At 48.6% G+C, this 19,377-nt stretch carries 15 protein-coding genes; 9 read left to right on the forward strand and 6 right to left on the reverse strand.

The features are described from left to right. Positions 1 to 153 precede the first annotated feature (153 nt). Complete coding sequence (locus IKW96_RS01125) at positions 154 to 2,709, reverse strand: glycoside hydrolase family 9 protein (RefSeq protein WP_296569380.1); 2,556 nt, start codon at positions 2,707 to 2,709, stop codon at positions 154 to 156. Between the two features lie 529 nt (positions 2,710 to 3,238). Here IKW96_RS01125 and IKW96_RS01130 point away from each other — a divergent pair. The 3 genes from IKW96_RS01130 (at position 3,239) to IKW96_RS01140 (ending at position 6,535) form a co-directional block, all read left to right on the forward strand. After that, entirely contained in the window at positions 3,239 to 3,979 is a 741-nt protein-coding gene (locus IKW96_RS01130) for a glycosyltransferase (RefSeq protein ID WP_296569383.1), read from the forward strand. Positions 3,980 to 4,130: 151 nt separating this feature from the next. After that, positions 4,131 to 4,583, forward strand: coding sequence for a DIP1984 family protein (locus IKW96_RS01135; RefSeq protein ID WP_296569386.1), 453 nt, complete (start codon positions 4,131 to 4,133; stop codon positions 4,581 to 4,583). A 269-nt stretch (positions 4,584 to 4,852) separates the two neighbouring features. Continuing rightward, positions 4,853 to 6,535, forward strand: coding sequence for a leucine-rich repeat protein (locus IKW96_RS01140; RefSeq protein ID WP_296569390.1), 1,683 nt, complete (start codon positions 4,853 to 4,855; stop codon positions 6,533 to 6,535). A gap of 153 nt (positions 6,536 to 6,688) precedes the next feature. On the opposite strand, the gene IKW96_RS01145 is transcribed toward IKW96_RS01140, so the two are convergent. The 3 genes from IKW96_RS01145 to IKW96_RS01155 all read right to left on the reverse strand — a co-directional run bounded on the left by IKW96_RS01145 (position 6,689) and on the right by IKW96_RS01155 (position 11,468). Beyond that, complete coding sequence (locus IKW96_RS01145) at positions 6,689 to 7,345, reverse strand: ComF family protein (protein ID WP_296569392.1); 657 nt, start codon at positions 7,343 to 7,345, stop codon at positions 6,689 to 6,691. Positions 7,346 to 7,725: 380 nt separating this feature from the next. Next, positions 7,726 to 8,841 carry a class I SAM-dependent RNA methyltransferase gene (locus IKW96_RS01150; protein WP_296569395.1) on the reverse strand — a complete coding sequence of 372 codons (1,116 nt, stop codon included), beginning with the start codon at positions 8,839 to 8,841 and terminating at the stop codon, positions 7,726 to 7,728. Between the two features lie 17 nt (positions 8,842 to 8,858). Next, the gene (locus tag IKW96_RS01155) at positions 8,859 to 11,468 is read right to left on the reverse strand and encodes a transglycosylase domain-containing protein (protein ID WP_296569397.1); all 2,610 of its coding nucleotides are present in this window, start codon (positions 11,466 to 11,468) and stop codon (positions 8,859 to 8,861) included. Between the two features lie 191 nt (positions 11,469 to 11,659). On the opposite strand from IKW96_RS01155, the gene IKW96_RS01160 reads away from it, so the two are divergent. Next, on the forward strand, positions 11,660 to 11,998 hold the full coding sequence (locus IKW96_RS01160; protein WP_296569399.1) for a hypothetical protein: 339 nt from the start codon (positions 11,660 to 11,662) through the stop codon (positions 11,996 to 11,998). Here IKW96_RS01160 and IKW96_RS01165 read toward each other — a convergent pair. Both IKW96_RS01165 and IKW96_RS01170 read right to left on the reverse strand, forming a co-directional pair. After that, a complete protein-coding gene (locus IKW96_RS01165; protein WP_296569401.1) occupies positions 11,993 to 12,583 on the reverse strand; it encodes a flavin reductase family protein in 591 nt (196 codons plus the stop codon). The genes IKW96_RS01160 and IKW96_RS01165 overlap by 6 nt on opposite strands. Beyond that, a complete protein-coding gene (locus tag IKW96_RS01170) occupies positions 12,576 to 13,412 on the reverse strand; it encodes an EFR1 family ferrodoxin (protein WP_296569404.1) in 837 nt (278 codons plus the stop codon). The genes IKW96_RS01165 and IKW96_RS01170 overlap by 8 nt, the downstream gene beginning before the upstream one ends. Positions 13,413 to 13,592: 180 nt before the next feature. Here IKW96_RS01170 and IKW96_RS01175 point away from each other — a divergent pair, with 180 nt between their 5' ends. The 5 genes from IKW96_RS01175 (at position 13,593) to lepA (ending at position 19,376) form a co-directional block, all read left to right on the forward strand. After that, positions 13,593 to 13,898 carry an STAS domain-containing protein gene (locus tag IKW96_RS01175; protein WP_296569407.1) on the forward strand — a complete coding sequence of 102 codons (306 nt, stop codon included), beginning with the start codon at positions 13,593 to 13,595 and terminating at the stop codon, positions 13,896 to 13,898. A 12-nt stretch (positions 13,899 to 13,910) separates the two neighbouring features. Continuing rightward, positions 13,911 to 14,348 (forward strand): anti-sigma F factor, encoded by a 438-nt coding sequence (gene spoIIAB, locus IKW96_RS01180; protein WP_296569409.1) that lies wholly within the window; start codon positions 13,911 to 13,913, stop codon positions 14,346 to 14,348. After that, on the forward strand, positions 14,338 to 14,997 hold the full coding sequence (locus IKW96_RS01185; RefSeq protein ID WP_296569411.1) for a sigma-70 family RNA polymerase sigma factor: 660 nt from the start codon (positions 14,338 to 14,340) through the stop codon (positions 14,995 to 14,997). Before spoIIAB ends, IKW96_RS01185 begins: the two co-directional genes overlap by 11 nt. 116 nt (positions 14,998 to 15,113) lie before the next feature. Continuing rightward, positions 15,114 to 17,408, forward strand: a complete 2,295-nt coding sequence (locus tag IKW96_RS01190) for a cellulase family glycosylhydrolase (protein WP_296569413.1) — start codon at positions 15,114 to 15,116, stop codon at positions 17,406 to 17,408. A gap of 165 nt (positions 17,409 to 17,573) precedes the next feature. Beyond that, positions 17,574 to 19,376 (forward strand): translation elongation factor 4, encoded by a 1,803-nt coding sequence (gene lepA / locus IKW96_RS01195; RefSeq protein WP_296569415.1) that lies wholly within the window; start codon positions 17,574 to 17,576, stop codon positions 19,374 to 19,376. Position 19,377 lies beyond the last annotated feature (1 nt).

Here is a 19,377-nt window from a genome sequence, read left to right on the forward strand (position 1 = left end):
TTATATTATATCGAAAAAAAAAAGTAAATAGTTTTCTGGAATTTCGTGTATTTTCCTAATGGGGTTCTTCATACTTTGTACACATTTCACAAAAAAGTAAAAAAAATAAGAGGGAACGATTTCCCTCTTATTTCTTAATTATGAATTAATTATTTATTTTTCAGGAAGCTCTTTAATGAGTTTCAGACAGTACTTCTGAATGGCAAGCGCGTCGTTGTTTGTGAGCTTTGTTCCGTTCTCATAAACGTCGCCGTTGAGAATGCCCTGGTTTGTGATGTGCTTCTCGTCAGTACCTGTGATTCCGTACTTATTCGGGTTTGCGAGGGACTGGAGAATGATTACTGCGTCTGCCATGTCAACGCCGCCGTCACAGTTAGCGTCACCCCATTTGGTAACACTATCAGAGGCCTCTCCTCCGTTGGTTGAAGTACTTGTTGTAGTCTGCTTATCATTTGTTGTAGTACTTGTAGTAGTTGTTGTTGATGTTGTTGTAGTTGTTGAAGTAGTTGTTGTAGTTGTAGTTGTAGTGGTTGTTGTTGCTGAAGTTGTTGTCGTTGTGGTTCCGGGAGTTGGTGTGACGCTACTCCCGTTCTTTGTGCAGGGCTTTACAACGAACTTTGTGCCGTCAGGCTCTTCGCCCCATGCGATCTCGCCGTCAACGTACATAGGCATATGCTCGTTGAGAGAATCAGCCTTCTTGAGGTCTGAAGCCTTGTCGAGTCCGCCGAGGTACGACCAGTCGTTTGAAGTATCCCATGCGCCTGCTGTGGACTTGCCGTCGATAGCGTCGGGGATAGAGATCCTGAACTGAACTTCATCTCTGTGCTCGCTCTGACCTGTAGGCTGGATAGCTCTTCCGTCGTCGAACTTTATGCTTGCATAGTATGTATTTCCTGTAGGATCGCCCTCATACTTGTGAGGACCGGTAACTGTAGCGTGGCCCTGTCCGCTCTCATACTGCTGTGACTTGCCCTCTACCTTGATATCGTCAACTGAGAGACCTGCATCAATGACTTCGGATACGTCGAAGAAGTATCTGTACTCAACGTCCTTTGCAACTCTTGCAGGCCATGCTGTGTGGTTCATAGCCCATGCCTTTATCTCGGTGTATGTCTTGGCCGGAGTTCCGTTGATGATAGCGGCAACTTCCCACTCAGCCCACTTAGGAGTCTCGGCAGGAGGGAATGCAGCGTCGATGTTTCCGCCGTAGTCGTCGATCATAGCACAGAGACAAGCTGTGTAGCCTGCGTTGTAGTCGATAGCGACTTCTGAATACTGATACTGTGAAACATCGTTTACGTACTTGCCCGACTTGTCAGGACCGCCTACGAGAGCGCCGTAGAGAGTATGAGCATACTCAGTCTGCCAGCCCTCGGAGCCGCCCGACTTCTGACCGAGGTCGTTCCAGTGGTCGTCGTGTATACCGGAAGCTGTTCTGTGGTGGAATGCGGTAGGCTGATTGTCGCCCATTCCGAGAACGTAGCTCATCTTTAAACCGTTATCGCCGAAGCAGTAGTCCATCTGACCCTTTGCCCACTCGTCGTACTTCTTGGAGAGCGAAGCGTCGTCCTTGAATAATGTATCGCTTGCGAGCTTAGCAAGGAAAGCGGTAGTTGTAGCGTGACGTGCGCTGCCCCAGTTGAAGAGCCATGCGAGACCGTCAGGAGTGTAGTCGACCTTCTTTCCGCCGTAACCCTGCGGGCTCCAGTAATCGAGGTGATGGGAAACGTGTTCCTTCCACTCAGCGCTGTCTGTGTTGAGAGCATAGAGGAAAGCTGCTGCCTGTGAAGTATCGTCCCAGCAGAGACCCCATGTGTACTTGCGGTCTGTGGACTGGTTCTCAAGCGGGAAGTCGGGGATATAGTCCTTCTCGATCTTGTCGAGGTAGCTCTTGTCGCCTGTAGCCATGTAGAGCCAGTTTGCTGCATACATACAGTCGTCTAGCCATGAAGATGAATCATACATTCCGCTCATGCCGCCGATATCCTTGCAGGCTCTTATCTTGTCAGCGCCCTCAAAAAGATCCTTTGCGTGCTTGAGGTACTGAGCAGCCTTGTCAGGCTGAGTATCCTTGAATATAATGTAGCCCTCTGCGAGACAAGCTGCGGAAAGAGCTGCAACGGAAGCATTCTTTATAGTATCGTAAGGTCTCTTCCAGTCCTTGTTGTTGAGGTGGTGCTTGCGGAGATATACTTCTGCGCTGCACCAGATGTTATGGTCTGTGGAGCCACCCTTGAAGTCGCCGATAGTACCGATCATCTCGCCGCCGCCCTTGTCGCAGGCCATAACGTAGTCCATACCCCACTGGATATTGTTGCGGTAAGTCTCGCCGAGACCTGCCTTGTCAACAGCGTCCTTGTACTGGATATAGCCCCATGCCATAATGGAAGCGGAATAAGCGTTCGTCAGTGTGAACTTGAAGTGGTCGCCTGCGTCGAACCAGCCGCCGGGAACTACATCTGTCTCGTTTCCGTCCTCGTCGACCATTGAGTCAGCACGCCATGCAACGCTGTTCCATTCAGGGAGCTTGCCCGACTGCTGCACCTCATAGAAGAACATCGACTTCTGGAGAGCTTCTGCGTAGTTATAGCCCGAAGCTGCCTTTGCAGTCGACACTGTATCCTGCTGAACTGCTGTGGGGGCGTAGGAAAGTACGCCTAACGACATAGCAAGAGCAGAAGCTGCTGCTGTGATTTTTTTGATTATCATTTTTAATACCCCTCTCGTATTAAATATTTTTTTCGGCGCGGAAGCGCTCCGTACCTACTCACCTTAAATATACAATAAAACCGCAGATTTGTCAAGCCAAAAAAGACATTTTTCATAAAAAGCCTGAGCTTTGCACTGCTGCGGCAGGGCGAAGGGGTATATAAAAATATTATTTAAGTTTCAACATGATTTATGATGATATATTATTTAAAGTGCTTATCATTTGTTGCTGAGAGTGTTGAGAGCCGATTGTGAACACAGTTTATATTTTTAACGTGTAATTTGCACAAAAAACAAGGTTGATAAATAGTTATTGAGAACATTTGTAGAAACTGTCCGAAAGAATTTATTTTCGCATTTTTTCAGATGTGGAATGTTGAAATAACGGTATACAGGGAATATATTTTTTTCAGAATATAAATGTAATTATTAAATATAGTATTAAAAGCTAAAAACTATTGACTGGTAGTAAAAAAAGTGGTATAATTTAGTCGAAAAGTGAACAGACCACAGGGGAAGGAAGTTCATAATGTCAAATAATATAACGGTCTCGATAGTCATTCCTGCACACAATGAAGAAAAGTACGTAGTACGGTGCATTGACAATGCAAAAATTGCTGCTTCAAAGGTCAGGTGCGGTGTCGAGATTATTGTTGTTTGCAACAGATGTACAGACCATACGGCAGAGCTTGCAGCTGCAAACGGTGCGAGAGTACTGACAGATGAGAGCAGATGCATAGCTGCTGTGAGGAATAAAGGGATAAAAGCCGCAAGGGGCAGAGTCGTTATCACCATTGACTGCGACAACCGCATGACCGAGGGCACTATCCGCGAAGTCCTGGGGAGACTCAACAGCGGAAAGTATATCGGCGGCGGAGCTCCGATAAGGTTTGAACGTTATTCGTTCCCCATATGGGCGAATGACGTATTGTGTCGTTTAGGATTTTGGATCACAGGAGCATACTGCGGTATTTTCTGGGCTGAAAAGTCGACATTTGACGCCATAGGCGGATTTGTGGACAAGAAAGCGGCAGAGGATATCGCTACTGCCATGAGATTACGCCGTTACGGCAAAAAGGAGGGAAAGAAATACGGCTGTCTGAAGAAGAACTGCCTTATCAATTCTACAAGGAAGTATGACAAACTTGGTGATTGGTTGTATTTCAGGCTCGCGTTCAGGAATGCGCGCGCACTGATAAAGGCTGCACTCGGAGACAGAGGCGACTATGATAAGCTCATAGATGAAATGTTTTACGACTACAATAATTGAGAAAAGGAAAGAATGATTCTGATAGATAGGTTCAGAGTTGAATCCGAACGTTCAGTTCAGAAATAATATTGATATAACATAACCGCATAAGTAAGATCAAATATTTTCAGCTCTCCACTGTCAACATTACATTATAGTATGGAGTGATGATGTGAAACTTGCAGAAGCACTACAAGAAAGAGCAGACCTAAACAAAAGCATAGAACAGCTCAGGAGCAGACTCGCCAACAATGTTATAGTACAGGAAAACGAGAAGCCTGCGGAGGATCCGCAGACCCTGATAAAAGAGCTCGACTCGGCTGTTTCACGGCTCGAGGAGCTTATGAAGCGTATCAATCAGACAAATTGTATGACTATTTCCGAAGGAAAAAGCATTACAGAGCTTATTGCCGCGAGGGATGCCCTCAAGGTAAAGATCGCTGTATATAAAGATATCGTTTCCAATGCCAGTCAGACGGCTCGGCGCGCGAGAATGAGCGAGATCAGGATACTCAGCGCCGTGGACGTCAGGAAGCTCCAGAAAAAGATCGACGATATGTCGAAGGAGTTTCGTGTAACCGACAATAAAATACAGGCACTCAACTGGTCCACCGAGCTTATGTGAGCTCATAATGGTGTAGTCATGGCAGGGCGAATGCAAAAAAAGTCTTTCCGCAAGGAAAGCATTTCGCTGGGAATGCCGGGAGCGGCAGAGGAGTTCAAATCTCTATGATCGTTATGCTCGGACACCGCACAAAAGCATCGTTATCGCTTACAGTTCTAACCGCGCATTGACTGAAATGACGAGGGCGTGGATCGAGGGAGAAAAAGGAAAAGAAGCTGTAATGATCTGCAGCGTGATCATTTTTATTTTTTATTTTTTCGGAGGTATTTATGAAAGCCACTAAAATTGCAGCTGTTTGTCTGTCTGCACTGATGTTATTCGGGAACCTTGCTTCGGTAGGGACATATGACGTCAGAGCAGCAGAAGAAGAAACAACAGCAGATTTTATCGAGATCACTGAAGGCACAAGAATTGCTGATAATAAAATAGTTTACGGTGACGTTACCTATGAGATAGTCGGCGGAAACCACCTTGAGGTATTGACAGGAAAAACAGCTCAGGGATTTGTTTATATCCCGCTGTTTATTTCTGGACTTCCCGTAACAGCTATAAAACCGAGCGCTTTCAAGAGCTCTGCTATAACAAGTGTTAAAATTGAAAGAAATGTAACATTCATAGGTGAATATGCCTTCAGAAACTGTAAGGATCTGAAGGAGATCCAGATAGAAAATCCCGATTGTGTTATCGAAGGCGGCAGGGATACAATATGCAACGTTAAGCTCGGTCCCGAATATAACGGTGTTATAAGCGGATACGAGGGCTCAACTGCAGAGAAGCTTGCTGTCGGCGATCCTTCAAAACCATATTGTGAATTCCATAGTCTCGGTCTGCCTTTTGAGGTAGATGAGAAGGATATACCCAAAAAGCCCGTTGTTACAACGACAGCAGCTCCTACAACAACAACTACTACCACCACCACCACAACAACTACCACTTCAACAAAGGCTGCTGCAACAACAACTTCTACAAAGGCGACCACTAAAACAACTAAGGCAACTACGACTACAAAAGCAGCAGTTCAGACAACCAGGACGACTGCTAAAGCTGCCACAACTTCTTCATCGTCTGCAGCCACAACTACAAAGGCTGCAACGACAGCCACCACCACCACAACATCAGCCGCTGTGACTATGTTCGGCGGAACAGGCAAGAACATGAGCAGGATCACTGTTCAGGCGCAGGAGGTCACAACTACTACCGTATCGTATCCCAGCGCTGTACAGGGCAAGCCTGTTTTCCACCTCAGCAGCACAGAGGTATGCCTTGATGACGCTCGTTCCAAGAACGTACACGTCGAGCTTATGGTAGACGGTGCAAACGGTCTTTACTGCAATACCCTCGTTTATCTCTACTTCGACAGCAGAATGAAGGTTGGCGAGGCTTACTGCGGTCCTGCTATCCAGAAGCTTGCAAACGGTCAGGCTACCGGCGATACAGGCGACTTCCTCGTACTTGTAACCGCAGGTCGTGATAACGACGGTAAGGACGGCGTAATGTGGGAGATCGAATTTACGCTTCCAAAGGACTGTCAGGTAGGCGATGAGTTCAAGTATGAGATAGGACCTACAAAGTACGGCGAAATGCCGCTCTTCACCAATATCCTTTATGATGAAAAGGGCGACGCAATGACAGAGCACATCTTTACAAAGGGTGTTGCAAGCGGTACTATAAAGGTAATTGACAATCCGCCATATGCACTTGGCGACGTTAACAATGACAAGTTCATCGACGCAGCTGACGCTTCAAGGATACTTGCCGAGTATGCAGCACGTTCAAGCGGAAACAACCGTATATTCAACAATTTCCAGCAGCAGATAGCAGCTGACGTAAATGTCAACGGTATAATTGACGCAGTTGACGCTTCACTTGTTCTCAGCTACTATGCATATGCTTCCGGAAGTGAGGGAGTAGGTTCGCTTACGGAATATTTAGCCGAAAGAATGCGAAGATAGAAAAACTCCCACGGAAACATACCTTGATACTTATATAGGAACTTATACTTTATATCGGGGAAGAACCTTTCTGAGGAAAGGTTCTTCCCCGAACTCTTTTCCAAAAGGATTTTCATCAATATAAGGTATAAAACTCCTGTATAAATAACAGTGTCAGTTTTTGTGGGAGTTTGTTTTACAGCAGCAGGCGCAGCGTACAGAGGCTGCTCCTGCCTTTTTTATTGCAGCAGTTATCTCACGGAGAGTGCTGCCTGTTGTGCAAATATCATCAACTAAAAGTACACGTTTGCCCCTGAGGTCATCGGAAGCTGCAAATGCGCTGCGAAGATTTACGGCTCTTCCGACTTTGCCGAGACCTTTCTGAGTATGGGTGTGCCGCGTCTTTGTGACCGACTTGTTATCTGTCGGGATATTGAGTATCCGACCGAGTTCTTTTGCAATGATCGCCGACTGGTTGAAGCCACGTCGTCTGACGTCCCTGCGGTGCATAGGTGCAGGAACTATAACATCTATATCCTTGACGATACCCTCGGCGTTCAGCCTGTCCGCAAGTTCGCCTCCGAGGGCGTAGCCGGCGTTTCCGCAGATGCCGTCCTTGAGCAGGAAGACTGCAGACTTTACCTTGTCGTCGTAGACAAAGGCAGCCGTGAAGCTCTCAGCGCCCTCGATACTGAAGCTGTCCTCATACCGCGTGAGCTTTTTCGCACATTCGCCGCAGAAGCGTTCCATAGCGCCGATATATCCGCCGCATACAGGACATCGCGTCGGGAAGAACAAGTGAAGCAGCTTCCTTTTTAATAAGTATGTCATATTCCACCGCCTTTTATATTAAAAGCTCCGTATAACTGTGATACTCGTATGGCAGTTTTGTGCCTTATATTGAGGGAAACCCTTTTGAAAAAAGGTTCCTCTGACGGAGGCGAGTCCCCTCTGTCACTGCGTGACATCTCCCCACACTGTGGGGAGTCACCCTCAAACTCCCTTCCTAAAACTTCCAGCTTAAATTTTCCTAAACGCCCACTGTAAGATGTACAGAACGTGTTATTTTTTCAGTGGGCGTCCTGTTTAGGAAAATTTGGGTTAAAAGTCTTTGGAAAGGGGTTCGGGGAAGAACCTTTCCTCAGAAATGTTTTCCCCGATATAAAGTATAAATTGCTATATAAATACCACGGTTATATGGAGCTTTTAATTTAAAAATACATATAAAGCTGACATTTTATCATGCCGTTATAGAGCTTTCTGCGTTTATGCGCCTCTGCGCCGAAGAACTTCTCGAACTCCTCATGAGGGGAGATGATATAGCTCTGTCTGCTGCCGCCCTTGCCGAGAACTTTGCCCATTTTACGGTAGATATCCTCAGCCTCCCTGAGCTCGAGAAGTCTCTCGCCATAGGGGGGATTGCAAATGACGATAGAATCTGCGGGCTGAACGAACTTTGTAATATCAGCCTGTTCGATAGTAAGACGGGACTTAATACCTGCCTTATGCGCGTTATCAAGAGTGAGAGCAACTGCGGCGTCGTCTATATCGGCGCCAATACCGTGAAATTCTGCGGACTTGTCCACATTGTCGATAGCTCTTTTGCGCTCCTCGCGCCATACCTTGTCGCTGAGGCTGCTCCATTTTTCAGCTGCAAATCTTCTGTTTATGCCGGGAGCTATCCTCAGAGCCTTGAGAGCAGCTTCGATAAGAAGAGTGCCGCTTCCGCAGAACGGGTCGCAGACTATTGAATCAGGACGTACACGGGCAAGGTCTATTATTCCTGCCGCAAGAGTTTCCTTTATAGGCGCTGCGTTGGAGTTTTTTCTGTAGCCGCGCTTGTGGAGGCCTACTCCGCTTGTATCGAGGTAAAGTGAAACAACGTCCTTGAATATGCTGAACTTTATCTGCACCGTAGGACCTGATTCGTCGAACCACTCTATACCGTACTTTGATTTCAGGCGTTCCACGGCAGCCTTTTTGACTATGGACTGACAGTCGGGAACGCTGTGAAGAGCGGAATTGAGGGAATTGCCCTTGACGGGAAATGCGTCGTTTGGACCGATGTACCTTTCAAGTTCCACAGCTCTTACTCCCTGGAAAAGCTCCTCGAAGGTAGTCGCCCTGAACTCGATGAGCTCGATAAGGACTCTTTCCGCAGTGGAGAGGCATATATTGGCACGGGCGAGGATATTCTCGTCGCCCGTGAAGCTTATTTTTCCGTCGCTGACCTTCAGGTCGGTTCCGCCGATTTTTTGTATTTCGTATTTAAGCACGCTTTCCAGACCGAAATGGCATGGACAGCATAATCTGATGTTATTGCTCAAAGTATCACCTTTTTATATTATTCAGCTGCGGGAGCGTCGCCGCCTGCCGGTGCTGCACCGCCGCCTGCGTCACCGCCTGCCGCTGCACCGCCGCCTGCGTCACCGCCTGCAACTGCACCGCCGCCTGCGTCACCGCCTGCCGCTGCACCGCCGCCGGCATCTCCACCTGCGACTGCACCGCCGCCTGCGTTTCCGCCTGCCGCTGCACCGCCGCCTGAAGCACCGCCGTCAGCTGCGGCTGTAGTAGCCTGTGTCGTAGACTGATATGAATGTGCTCCGCTGCAATACGGTGGCTTGTAATCTGCATTGTCCTTGCATATGGACTTCCAGTAGCCTATAGCCCCCCTCGCGCAGTTCGCACCTGCTATATTGCCTGTGTTTGAACATATGGGAGCTTCGATAACGGTGCTGACCTTTTCAAAGTCCGAAGGAGTATCGTTATAGTTGTTGATAATGTAATCGCCGATCACAGTACGCCAAACCTTTGCGGAAACGATCCTGTCCCAGGTAAGCTGTACATCGAATGATTTGTAACCTACAGTTATTCCGCTTGCAAAATCAGGAGTAAGACCTACGAAGCACTCATCAACGAAGTCCTGAGTTGTACCTGTCTTTCCGACAACGGTCTTATTGTAGATCTTAGCGTCGGTACCTGTACCGCTCTCGATAACAATTTTCATGAGACGGTTCATAACGTATGCAGTCTCGTCCTCCACAGCACGTTTCGGATTTCCGTCGCACTGATAGATTATCTGCTGATTGCTGTCCTTTATCATTGTGATGAGGTGAGCGTCGTAATGCATACCCTGATTGCCGTAAGGGATATAGGCGTTTACAAGGTTTTCCAGTGTAACGCCGTTTGTAAGAGCTCCGAGGGTAAGCGGAGATTCAAAGCCCTCTCCTCTTTCGCCCTTTGAAAGCTCAAGTCCGAGCTTGTCGTGAGCGTAGTCGAAAACATTTTCCTGACCGCCCTGAACGACGAGCTGTGCAGAGATAGTGTTCATCGAGTCTCTGAGACCCATCCAGAGCTGAACAGGACCGCCGTTGCCTGATACGCCGCCGTAGTTCTTTGGCCACCACTGACCGTCGTCAAGTCTTCTTACAGGTGAATTCTTTAGGACTGAGCCCCAGTGGAACTTACCGGAATCAATGCCATAGCCGTAGCCTGCAAGAGGCTTGATGGTCGAACCGACCTGACGGGGCTCCTTGACAGCATAGTTAGTTACGAGAGAGTCTTTCTTTTCGCCTACAGTACCTACTGCACAGAGGACTTCGCCTCTGTAGTTTATAGCGCAGAATGCAACGTGGGGGAGAGCTTCCTCCTCGTCAACTGTTCCGTCGCCGTTGATATCAACGTATCTTCTGTAGCTGTACTCAGGAAGAACGTACTGGAAGGTGCTGAAGTCACGGAGCTGATTCTCAACGTAGTCCTGCATCTTCTTGTCGTACTTGATATATACCTGATATCCGCCTCTCTGTATCTTGGAGAGAGCTTCTTCTTCGGTTATATCGTACATATCCATGAATACTTTTTCCGCCTCAAAGAAAGCGGCGTCGAGTATCCAGCTGTAGGTCTTTGCCTTTGCTTCGAGCTCCTTGAGCTCTTCCTCGGGGTGATTTCTCTTGTATTCCTCGGAATCCGTGTAAATTATAGGAGTTACAAGGTATTCCTGATATTCGTCGTAGGTGATATAGCCGTTTTCATAGAGCTTGTAGAGAACGTACTCCTGACGGGGCTTGTTGTTTGCCTTACCGTCCACGACTATGGGAGAATTGGGATCGGTGTCGTCCTGACGGTAGATAACGAATGGACCGTAGTCCTCAGGGCTCTTGGGGATAGCTGCAAGAACAGCCGCCTCGGGAGTGGTGAGCTCGGAAACGTCCTTTCCGAAATAGTCGATAGAAGCCTTCTGTATACCGTTTCTCGGGCCGCCGAATGCGATATAGTTGAGGTATTCTTCAAGTATCTCGTCCTTTGTGTAGCTCTTTTCGAGCTGCATAGCCGCAAAGATCTCGCGTATCTTACGCTCTGTGGTGTGCTGGTCGTTTCCTGACAGGTTCTTTACGAGCTGCTGAGTGATAGTCGAACCGCCCTGCTCGGTATTGTAGAAGTGCAGGAACATATTCAGGAATGCCGAGAATGTACGCTTGTAGTCGACACCCTCGTGAGCGTAGAAACGCTCGTCCTCGGTGCAGATGAAAGCCTGTCTTACGTGCTGGGGTATCTTGTCGATGGATACGGGGATACGCTGCACCTTATTCGGATTGTGGTACAGCTGCTCCAGCTCGGGATTGCCCTGCTCGTCCAGCACCAGTTCACCGTACTCGTTGATATGGTTGGCGTAGAAGAAAGTATCGCTTCCCGATTCAAGCTCCTGCAGCGTAACAGTTGTGGAGTCGTCCATGAATTTGAGGACGTAGACCGTGAGAGCGGTACTTACGATAGTACCGGTGATGATGATGACAAGGATAAGAGAAAGCAGGGTAGTCGCAATGACTGTCATCAGCTTTTTGAATATTTTAAAGACCTTGCTGTGCTTCTTCTTTTTCTTTTTATGGGGATTTTTATGCACTTCCATATCTGCGGCTTCAAGATGGCGGGAAGCGTGAAGATTTTTAGAATTCATTTTGTCAGAATAGCCGTCGGTGACGGCAAAGCTCCTTTCAAAGATTTTAGTTTCTATACATAAACATACATTATACATTATAGCACGTTTCAGCAGAAATGTTAAGACTTTTTAAGAAAAATCGGCAATTTGTATAATATAGAAAAATAGGGCAATAATATTTACGGATATTTCGGCAAGGGAGTGATAAAATGACGTACAGGAACGCAAAAAGGATATATTTCACACTTGTTGCGGCAGCTGCCGTATCGTGCTTTCTCATAGTCTGTACCCTCGGTCGGACAGTGCATGATAGCAGGGTTGAAACACGTCTTGCTGCGGCTTCCGTAAGTGAAAAAGTCCACGGATTTGTGGTCCGCGAAAGCGGAGGCAGGGCGGCAGTATTCAGGAATGGCGAGGAGAAGCCCTATCTCCTTATAGATATAGACCTTGCGCTCATGTCTGATTTTGACAGGAAAGAGCTTGCAAAGGGGATATATCTTGAAAACGACAGGGAGCTGAAACGCTTTATCGAGGATATATCGTCATGACTTCTGAGGCGGCTTGCGGTGCTTTTTCTTCTTTCTGACGGAGAAGCCGAAGTCGCCAAGCTTTCTGCCCAGAGCGAAGTACTCCCCGTGAGCGAAAGCCATTAGACCGCACTGCTGTAAATTGAGCTTGCCCTTGCTGTCTATGAACCTTTCGTCGGCGTCGATACCGACTATCTCCGCAAGGAACATGGTGTGCGAGCCGAGAATCTTTTCCTCTGTCACCCTGCATTCAAGACTGAGAGGACATTCCTCGATAAGGGGCGGAGCCACCTTCTGCGCGGGAGCTGTATGCAGTCCGCAAAGAGCGAATTTGTCCGTATCCCTGCCGCTTTTTACGCCGCAGATATCAGTTTCGCGGCACATGGCGGATGTGGTGAGGTTTATGACGAATTCCCCAGACTTCCTGATGATATCGTGGGAATAGCGCTCGGGGCGCACGGAAATATATGTCATAGGAGGACGGGTGCATACTATTCCTGTCCAGCCTATAGTGAGTACGTTCGGTTCGTCCATAGTGCCGCAGGTCACGAGGGCGGCAGGTACGGGAGCGAGCAGAGTGCTGCCCTTCCAGAATTGTTTAGCCATTTTTTCTCCTTTTTGCCGACTGTGCGGCAGAGCTGTTGTTTATGCCTGATGAAGCGGTATTTCCGCTGATGAGGTACTTGTAGTCCTTGAAGTTGTATTTGCCCTTTTCACGGGTGACGGTGCCGTATTCGATGGCTCCTGTGGGACAGTTGCCTATACACGCCATACAGTGTGTGCAGCTGTTGCCCCATACGGGCTTTCTGTCGCGTATGGAGATGTTGTTGAGGGGGCATACCTGTTCGCATTTTCCGCAGCTTACGCATTTGCTGTCCGCGAAGAACTCCTTTGCGGACATCTTGTACCTTGACCAGACGGGATTGAACGGTATGGTTATGAGCTTTTCAAACATAAAAACGTATCTTGCGCGGAGCTTTTCGCCTTTTTCTATAGTCCCGGCTATCTCGCCGAGCTGCTTGCAGGCGCTCATAAGACGTGACTTTATCTCGTCGTTCGTCTGAGGCGGATAGTGGCTTATGAAGTAGTTCCTCGGCATTACCACCTCGGAGTAGCCCATGAACTCCATTTTCTTTCTTCTGAACAGTTTTTTTGCGAGATATCCCGTAATACCGCCGTAGCCTGCGCTGTCGGCAATGAAGTAGACCTTCCTGCTGCCCGAGAGCTTCACGTTTTTCAGGTATTTGCTGAGAAACCTCGGCATTTCGCAGACATATACGGGAGTACATATTATGAACGGTCTTTCGGAGCGTATCTCCGAGAGATCATTTTTTTTGACCCTGCCGAGCAGATCAACGCATTCGTCGCCGAGCTTCTCAGCGAGCTCCGTAGCGAGAAAGCGGGTGTTGCCCGTTGCGGAAAAATAAAGTACCATAAGAATCTCCTTCCGGGTGATGTGAGCGTTACAAGAACAATTATACCATTATTACGCGGCTATTTCAATCATTATGCTGAAATTTCAGCGCGATTGCAGAATATGACATTTTTCACGGGAGCGGAGTGGTATAATCAGGCGTGAAAAAGCTTCACATGGCAAAGAAAAGGAGGAAAAGCAATGAAAATAGACATAAAAAACGAAAACGGCACAGCCGTGGCGACTCTCAGCGGAGATCTCGACCACCACAATGCAAAGGAGCTCCGCGCAGAGCTTGACCGCTTCATAGTAACTGCCCAGCCGAGGGAGCTTGCCATAGATTTCGGCGGCATCACCTTTATGGACAGCTCGGGCATAGGGCTGATCATGGGCAGGAGCAAGCTCATGAAGGAGTGCGGCGGCAGGCTTGAGGTCATCAATCCGCAGCCCTATATCAGGCGCGTGATGAAGCTTGCAGGCATAGAGCGAATAGTAAAAATACGGTAAAGGAGAATGAAAATGGAAATACTCAACGAGATAAAGTTTAAAATGCCGTCCCTCTCAGTGAACGAAGCGGCAGCCCGTGCAGTGGTATCGTCCTTTCTGATACAGGCAGACCCCACGGTGGAGGAGCTGTCCGATATACGCACGGCTGTTTCTGAAGCCGTAACAAACGCAGTAGTACACGGCTACAGGCACAAAAAGGGAGACATCGAGCTGACAGTGCGTCTGCTGCCCGAAAGGGAGGTCTACATAAGGATAAAGGACAAGGGCTGCGGCATTGCGGACATAGAACAGGCTATGGAGCCGCTTTTCACCACAGCTCCCGAGGAAGAGCGCTCGGGGCTCGGCTTTTCGGTCATGCAGTCCTTCATGGACAGGCTGAAAGTGAAGAGCGCTCCCGAAAAGGGCACGACAGTCACCATGAGAAAGAGGCTCTCAGAGCATGGCGTCTGATATCAGAAAGCCTGCCGCCGAGGAAAATCTCGGGCTTGTCCATCTTTGCGCCAACCGTTTCCGCGGACGGGGGATAGAGTACGACGACCTGTATTCCGCAGGCTGCATAGGGCTGCTGAAAGCTGTGAAAGCCTTTGACAGCGGCAGGGGAGTGAAGTTCTCCACCTACGCCGTCCCTGTCATACTCGGCGAGATAAAGCGCCTTTTCCGTGACGGCGGCTCGGTCCGCGTCAGCCGCAGCTTAAAGGAGCTCTCACTCCGTTTGCAGCGCTTGTGCGAGGAATTCAGGCAGCGTGAGATGAGAGAGCCGACAGTTGCAGAACTTGCAGCGCTTTCGGGCGAGAGCGAAGCTGCCGTTTCCGAAGCACTCTGCGTGAGTCAGCCTGTGATATCCCTCACCTCTGGCGACGATGATGAAGGACAGACGGATATCCCTGTGGAAGCTCCCGACGAGAGCATAACCGACCTCCTTGCCCTGCGGCAGATAATGGCAGAGCTTGACGAAAAAGACCGTGCATTGCTGAAACTTCGCTATTTCAGGGGGCTTACCCAGTCAAAGACAGCGGCGGTGCTGGGAATGACGCAGGTACAGGTATCGCGCCGTGAGAAGAAACTGCTCAAAGCTATGCGTGAAGAGCTCCTCAGCTGAACATCTTGGTAAAATGTATAATTTATTGCTGAAATCTTCCAACAGCGTTGACATTTCCGAAAAAAGGCGTTATAATGATAGTACCAATATTTTTGTTAAAAGAGAGGGATTTTAACATGGCAAAACATATTTTAACAAGGCTGCTGGCAGGTATGGCAGCGACGGTCATGCTTGTTCCCACACTGAACAACGGTATGACTGAGGAAAAAACTGTAAAGAAGGCGCTCGCTGCCGACACAAGCGGCGACGACTGGCTCCATGTCAACGATAAGGCACAGATCGTGGACAAAGACGGCAAAGAGGTCTGGCTGACAGGTGTAAACTGGTTCGGCTACAACGCAGGACGTCAGGTATTCGACGGCGTATGGTCGAAGAATATGCATAGTATGCTCAATCAGATCGCAGACCACGGCTTCAACCTTCTCCGTGTGCCTATGTCCACACAGATCATTCTCCAGTGGAAGAACAAGGGCTCTGACAAGGGCTCGGGCGTCGGTGAAGTAAACATGATGGTCAATGCTTATGAGAACCCCGAACTTACTGTTGAGGGCGGAGTAAGCGGCGAAGGTCAGTACACTCTCATGTACAGCTTCGACATCTGGAACAAGGCTGTAGAGTGGTGCAAGGAAAACGGTATGAAGATCATGATCGACATACACAGTGCCACATCAGCTTCCATGGGACATCAGAAGCCTCTCTGGTACGATGAGAACTTCTCAGAGGACGACTGGCTCGAGGCTCTGGAGTGGTTCACAGAGTACTACAAGGACGACGATACTATCATCGCTATCGACCTCAAGAACGAGCCTCACGGCAAGCCCGAGGAGGGTACCTTTGCCAAGTGGGACGACTCGAAGGACAAGAACAACTGGAAGTATGCAGCAGAAAAGGGCGCAATGGCTTGTCTCAAGCACAACCCGAACCTGCTTATCATGATTGAGGGCATCGAGTGCTACCCTGACTTTGAAAAGGGCGCAGACTGGACAACTCCTGCCGTTGACTATGCTCACTATGACGAGCCGTCAAAGATTTTCGGCGCATGGTGGGGCGGAAATCTCCGCGGCGTAAAGGATCACCCCGTTGATATCGGCGAGTACAAGAAGCAGATAGTTTATTCACCTCATGATTACGGTCCGCTGGTATGGTCACAGAAGTGGTTCTACATGGACGACGATTCCAAGACCTTCGACCGTCAGTCGCTCCTTGACGACTACTGGTACGATACATGGGCTTACCTTATCGAGGAGCAGCAGTATCCTCTCCTCATGGGCGAGTGGGGCGGCTTCATCGACAAGGAGCACGATCCGACAGGCGAGAACAAGCACTGGATGCAGGAGCTCCGCGACTATATGATCGACAAGCATATCCACCATACTTTCTGGTGCTTCAATGAGAATTCGGGCGATACAGGCGGACTTGTATACGACGATTTTGGCAAGTGGGACGAGGAAAAGTACGCTTTCGTAAAGGAAGCTCTCTGGCAGACAGACGGCGGCAAGTTCATCGGACTTGACCACTCTATCCCGCTGGGTCAGTCGGGCAACGGTATCTCGCTTTCCGATTACTATTCGGGCAATACGAATCCTACCCCCAAGACCACAACTACCACAACATCAGCTACAACAACAACTACTACTTCCGCAGCTACTACAACAACTTCATCTTCAACAACAACTACTACTTCAACAACAACTACAACCACAACAACTGCACCTGATCCTTCAGTGACAACTACTACATGGATTCCTCAGACTCCTGATCTTGTACTGACAGGACTGAGCGGTCAGAATACAAGCGTGTACTCATTCGATAAGGTTGAGACATATCCTACAAAGACAGTATATACACAGGGGGCTTCCCTTGATCTTAGCGGTATCAGCTTCAAGGCAGGAAGTAAAACCTTCGACGAAACATTCCTTTCAGAGATCTCAGATCAGGGAAGTTTCAACAAAACGTGCTATATAGTTGGCAAGGACGGCAAGGTTATTTCAGAAAACTCCGATATTTCTGATCTTCCTGAAGGCAAGTATACAGTAATGTTTGTTCCGAGACTTACTAACCTGAATAGACTTTCGATTATAACAAATGTCAAGATAGCGTATGAGATAACGATAGAAAAGAAATCGGACGTTGAGACTACTGAGATTGGAAACAATTCCGATAACTCAACAGCATGGGGCGACGCAAACTGCGACGGCAGTGTAGATATGGCGGACGCAGTTCTCATCATGCAGAGTCTTGCAAATCCTAACAAGTACGGCGTAGGCGGTACAGACGCAAAGGCTATCACGGTACAGGGCAAGGAGAATGCAGACGTTGATACAAGTACAAAGGGACTTACATCAAACGACGCTCTCCGCATACAGCTCTATCTTCTCAAAAAGATAGCAACTCTCGATCCTAACGGCTGAGAGAAAAACTGAATAACACTAAGGCACGGTACAGGAGACTGTACCGTGTTTTTTTGCGGCAGAGTTCATATGCCCTTGCCTTTTCCGTGAAGAAACCTCTTTACAAACAACGGACTTTCTGATATAATTATACTGAGTAAATATGTTTTGAAAAGAGGTAAAACTTTGGCTAACGATAAGATCAGAAACTTTTGTATCATAGCGCATATAGATCACGGCAAGTCCACACTTGCCGACCGTATCCTTGAAAAGACCGAAACAGTCGCTATCCGTGACATGGAGGATCAGCTCCTTGACAATATGGACATCGAGCGAGAGAGAGGAATAACCATAAAAGCCCGTGCAGTCCGCCTGAAGTATACGGCACAGGACGGTGAGGACTATATCTTCAACCTCATAGACACTCCGGGTCACGTTGACTTCAACTATGAGGTATCCCGTTCACTTGCAGCCTGCGAGGGAGCTATACTTGTAGTTGACGCTTCGCAGGGAATCGAGGCTCAGACCCTTGCAAACACCTACCTCGCCATCGAGCATGACCTTGAGGTGGTTCCTGTTGTGAACAAGATAGATCTCCCATCGGCAGACCCTGAGAGAGTTTGCAGCGAGGTGGAGAACGTAATAGGCATACCTGCAATGGACGCTCCCCGTATTTCGGCTAAAATGGGCACTAATATCGAGGCAGTCCTCGAAAAGATCGTCACTGATATCCCTGCACCTCAGGGTGATCCCGAAAAGCCACTGAAAGCTCTTATTTTCGACAGCTATTACGACTCATACAAGGGCGTTATCATCTATGTCCGCGTAAAAGAGGGAAGAGTAAAGGTCGGCGACAATATCCGCCTCATGGCTACGGGAGCTGTTTTCAATGTAGTTGAGGCAGGCTTTATGGACGCATCGAACCTTGTGAACAGCGGCAGCCTTGAAGCAGGAGAAGTTGGCTATATTGCAGCTTCTATCAAGAGCATAGGCGATACTCGCGTGGGCGATACGGTAACAAACGACGAATGCCCCTGTGATGAGCCGCTCCCCGGCTACCGCAAGGTAAATCCAATGGTATTCTCGGGTATATACCCTGCCGACGGAGCTAAATACGGCGATCTCCGCGACGCACTGGAAAAGCTCCAGCTCAATGACGCTTCGCTCTCATTCGAGCCCGAGACATCTATAGCTCTCGGATTCGGTTTCCGCTGCGGCTTTCTCGGACTTCTCCACATGGAGATAATACAGGAGAGACTGGAGCGCGAATACAACCTCGATCTTATCACAACTGCTCCCTCGGTCATATACAAGGTCACTATGACCAACGGCGAAGTGCAGTATATCGACAATCCTACCAACTACCCCGACCCTGCCCTCATTCAGACTGCCGAGGAGCCTATGGTCAAAGCGAGCATTCTTTCGCCCTCGGACTATGTCGGCAATATCATGGAGCTCTGTCAGGACAGGCGCGGCGTTTTCAAGGATATGAAGTATCTCGACGATACCCGTGTTGAGCTTCATTACGAGCTTCCGCTGAACGAGATAGTATACGACTTCTTTGACGTGCTGAAATCCCGTACAAAGGGCTATGCGTCCTTTGATTACGAAATGATGGGCTATGTTCCCAGCAAGCTCGTCAAGCTTGATATACTCCTCAACGGCGAAGTCGTTGACGCTCTGAGCTTCATAATCCATACTGACAAAGCCTATGCAAGAGCACGCAAGATAGCGGAAAAGCTCAAGGATAACATTCCGCGTCAGCTCTTCGAGGTGCCGATACAGGCAGCCATAGGCGGAAAGATAATCGCACGTGAGACCGTTAAGGCAATGCGTAAGGACGTACTTGCAAAGTGCTACGGCGGTGATATAACCCGAAAGAAGAAGCTGCTCGAAAAGCAGAAGGAAGGCAAGAAGCGTATGCGCCAGCTCGGTACCGTAGAGGTCCCGCAGGAGGCGTTCATGAGCGTTCTCAAGCTTGACAGCTGAT

The organism is Ruminococcus sp. (assembly GCF_017549005.1).
Taxonomy (GTDB): domain Bacteria; phylum Bacillota; class Clostridia; order Oscillospirales; family Ruminococcaceae; genus Ruminococcus.

Excerpts from the sequence above, each read along its gene's own strand:
- IKW96_RS01125 (WP_296569380.1), bottom strand. The coding sequence starts at position 2,709 with ATGATAATCAAAAAAATCACAGCAGCAGCTTCTGCTCTTGCTATGTCG.
- IKW96_RS01130 (WP_296569383.1), top strand. The coding sequence starts at position 3,239 with ATGTCAAATAATATAACGGTCTCGATAGTCATTCCTGCACACAATGAA.
- IKW96_RS01140 (WP_296569390.1), top strand. The coding sequence starts at position 4,853 with ATGAAAGCCACTAAAATTGCAGCTGTTTGTCTGTCTGCACTGATGTTA.
- IKW96_RS01145 (WP_296569392.1), bottom strand. The coding sequence starts at position 7,345 with ATGACATACTTATTAAAAAGGAAGCTGCTTCACTTGTTCTTCCCGACG.
- IKW96_RS01155 (WP_296569397.1), bottom strand. The coding sequence starts at position 11,468 with ATGAATTCTAAAAATCTTCACGCTTCCCGCCATCTTGAAGCCGCAGAT.
- IKW96_RS01160 (WP_296569399.1), top strand. The coding sequence starts at position 11,660 with ATGACGTACAGGAACGCAAAAAGGATATATTTCACACTTGTTGCGGCA.
- IKW96_RS01165 (WP_296569401.1), bottom strand. The coding sequence starts at position 12,583 with ATGGCTAAACAATTCTGGAAGGGCAGCACTCTGCTCGCTCCCGTACCT.
- IKW96_RS01170 (WP_296569404.1), bottom strand. The coding sequence starts at position 13,412 with ATGGTACTTTATTTTTCCGCAACGGGCAACACCCGCTTTCTCGCTACG.
- IKW96_RS01175 (WP_296569407.1), top strand. The coding sequence starts at position 13,593 with ATGAAAATAGACATAAAAAACGAAAACGGCACAGCCGTGGCGACTCTC.
- spoIIAB (WP_296569409.1), top strand. The coding sequence starts at position 13,911 with ATGGAAATACTCAACGAGATAAAGTTTAAAATGCCGTCCCTCTCAGTG.
- IKW96_RS01185 (WP_296569411.1), top strand. The coding sequence starts at position 14,338 with ATGGCGTCTGATATCAGAAAGCCTGCCGCCGAGGAAAATCTCGGGCTT.
- IKW96_RS01190 (WP_296569413.1), top strand. The coding sequence starts at position 15,114 with ATGGCAAAACATATTTTAACAAGGCTGCTGGCAGGTATGGCAGCGACG.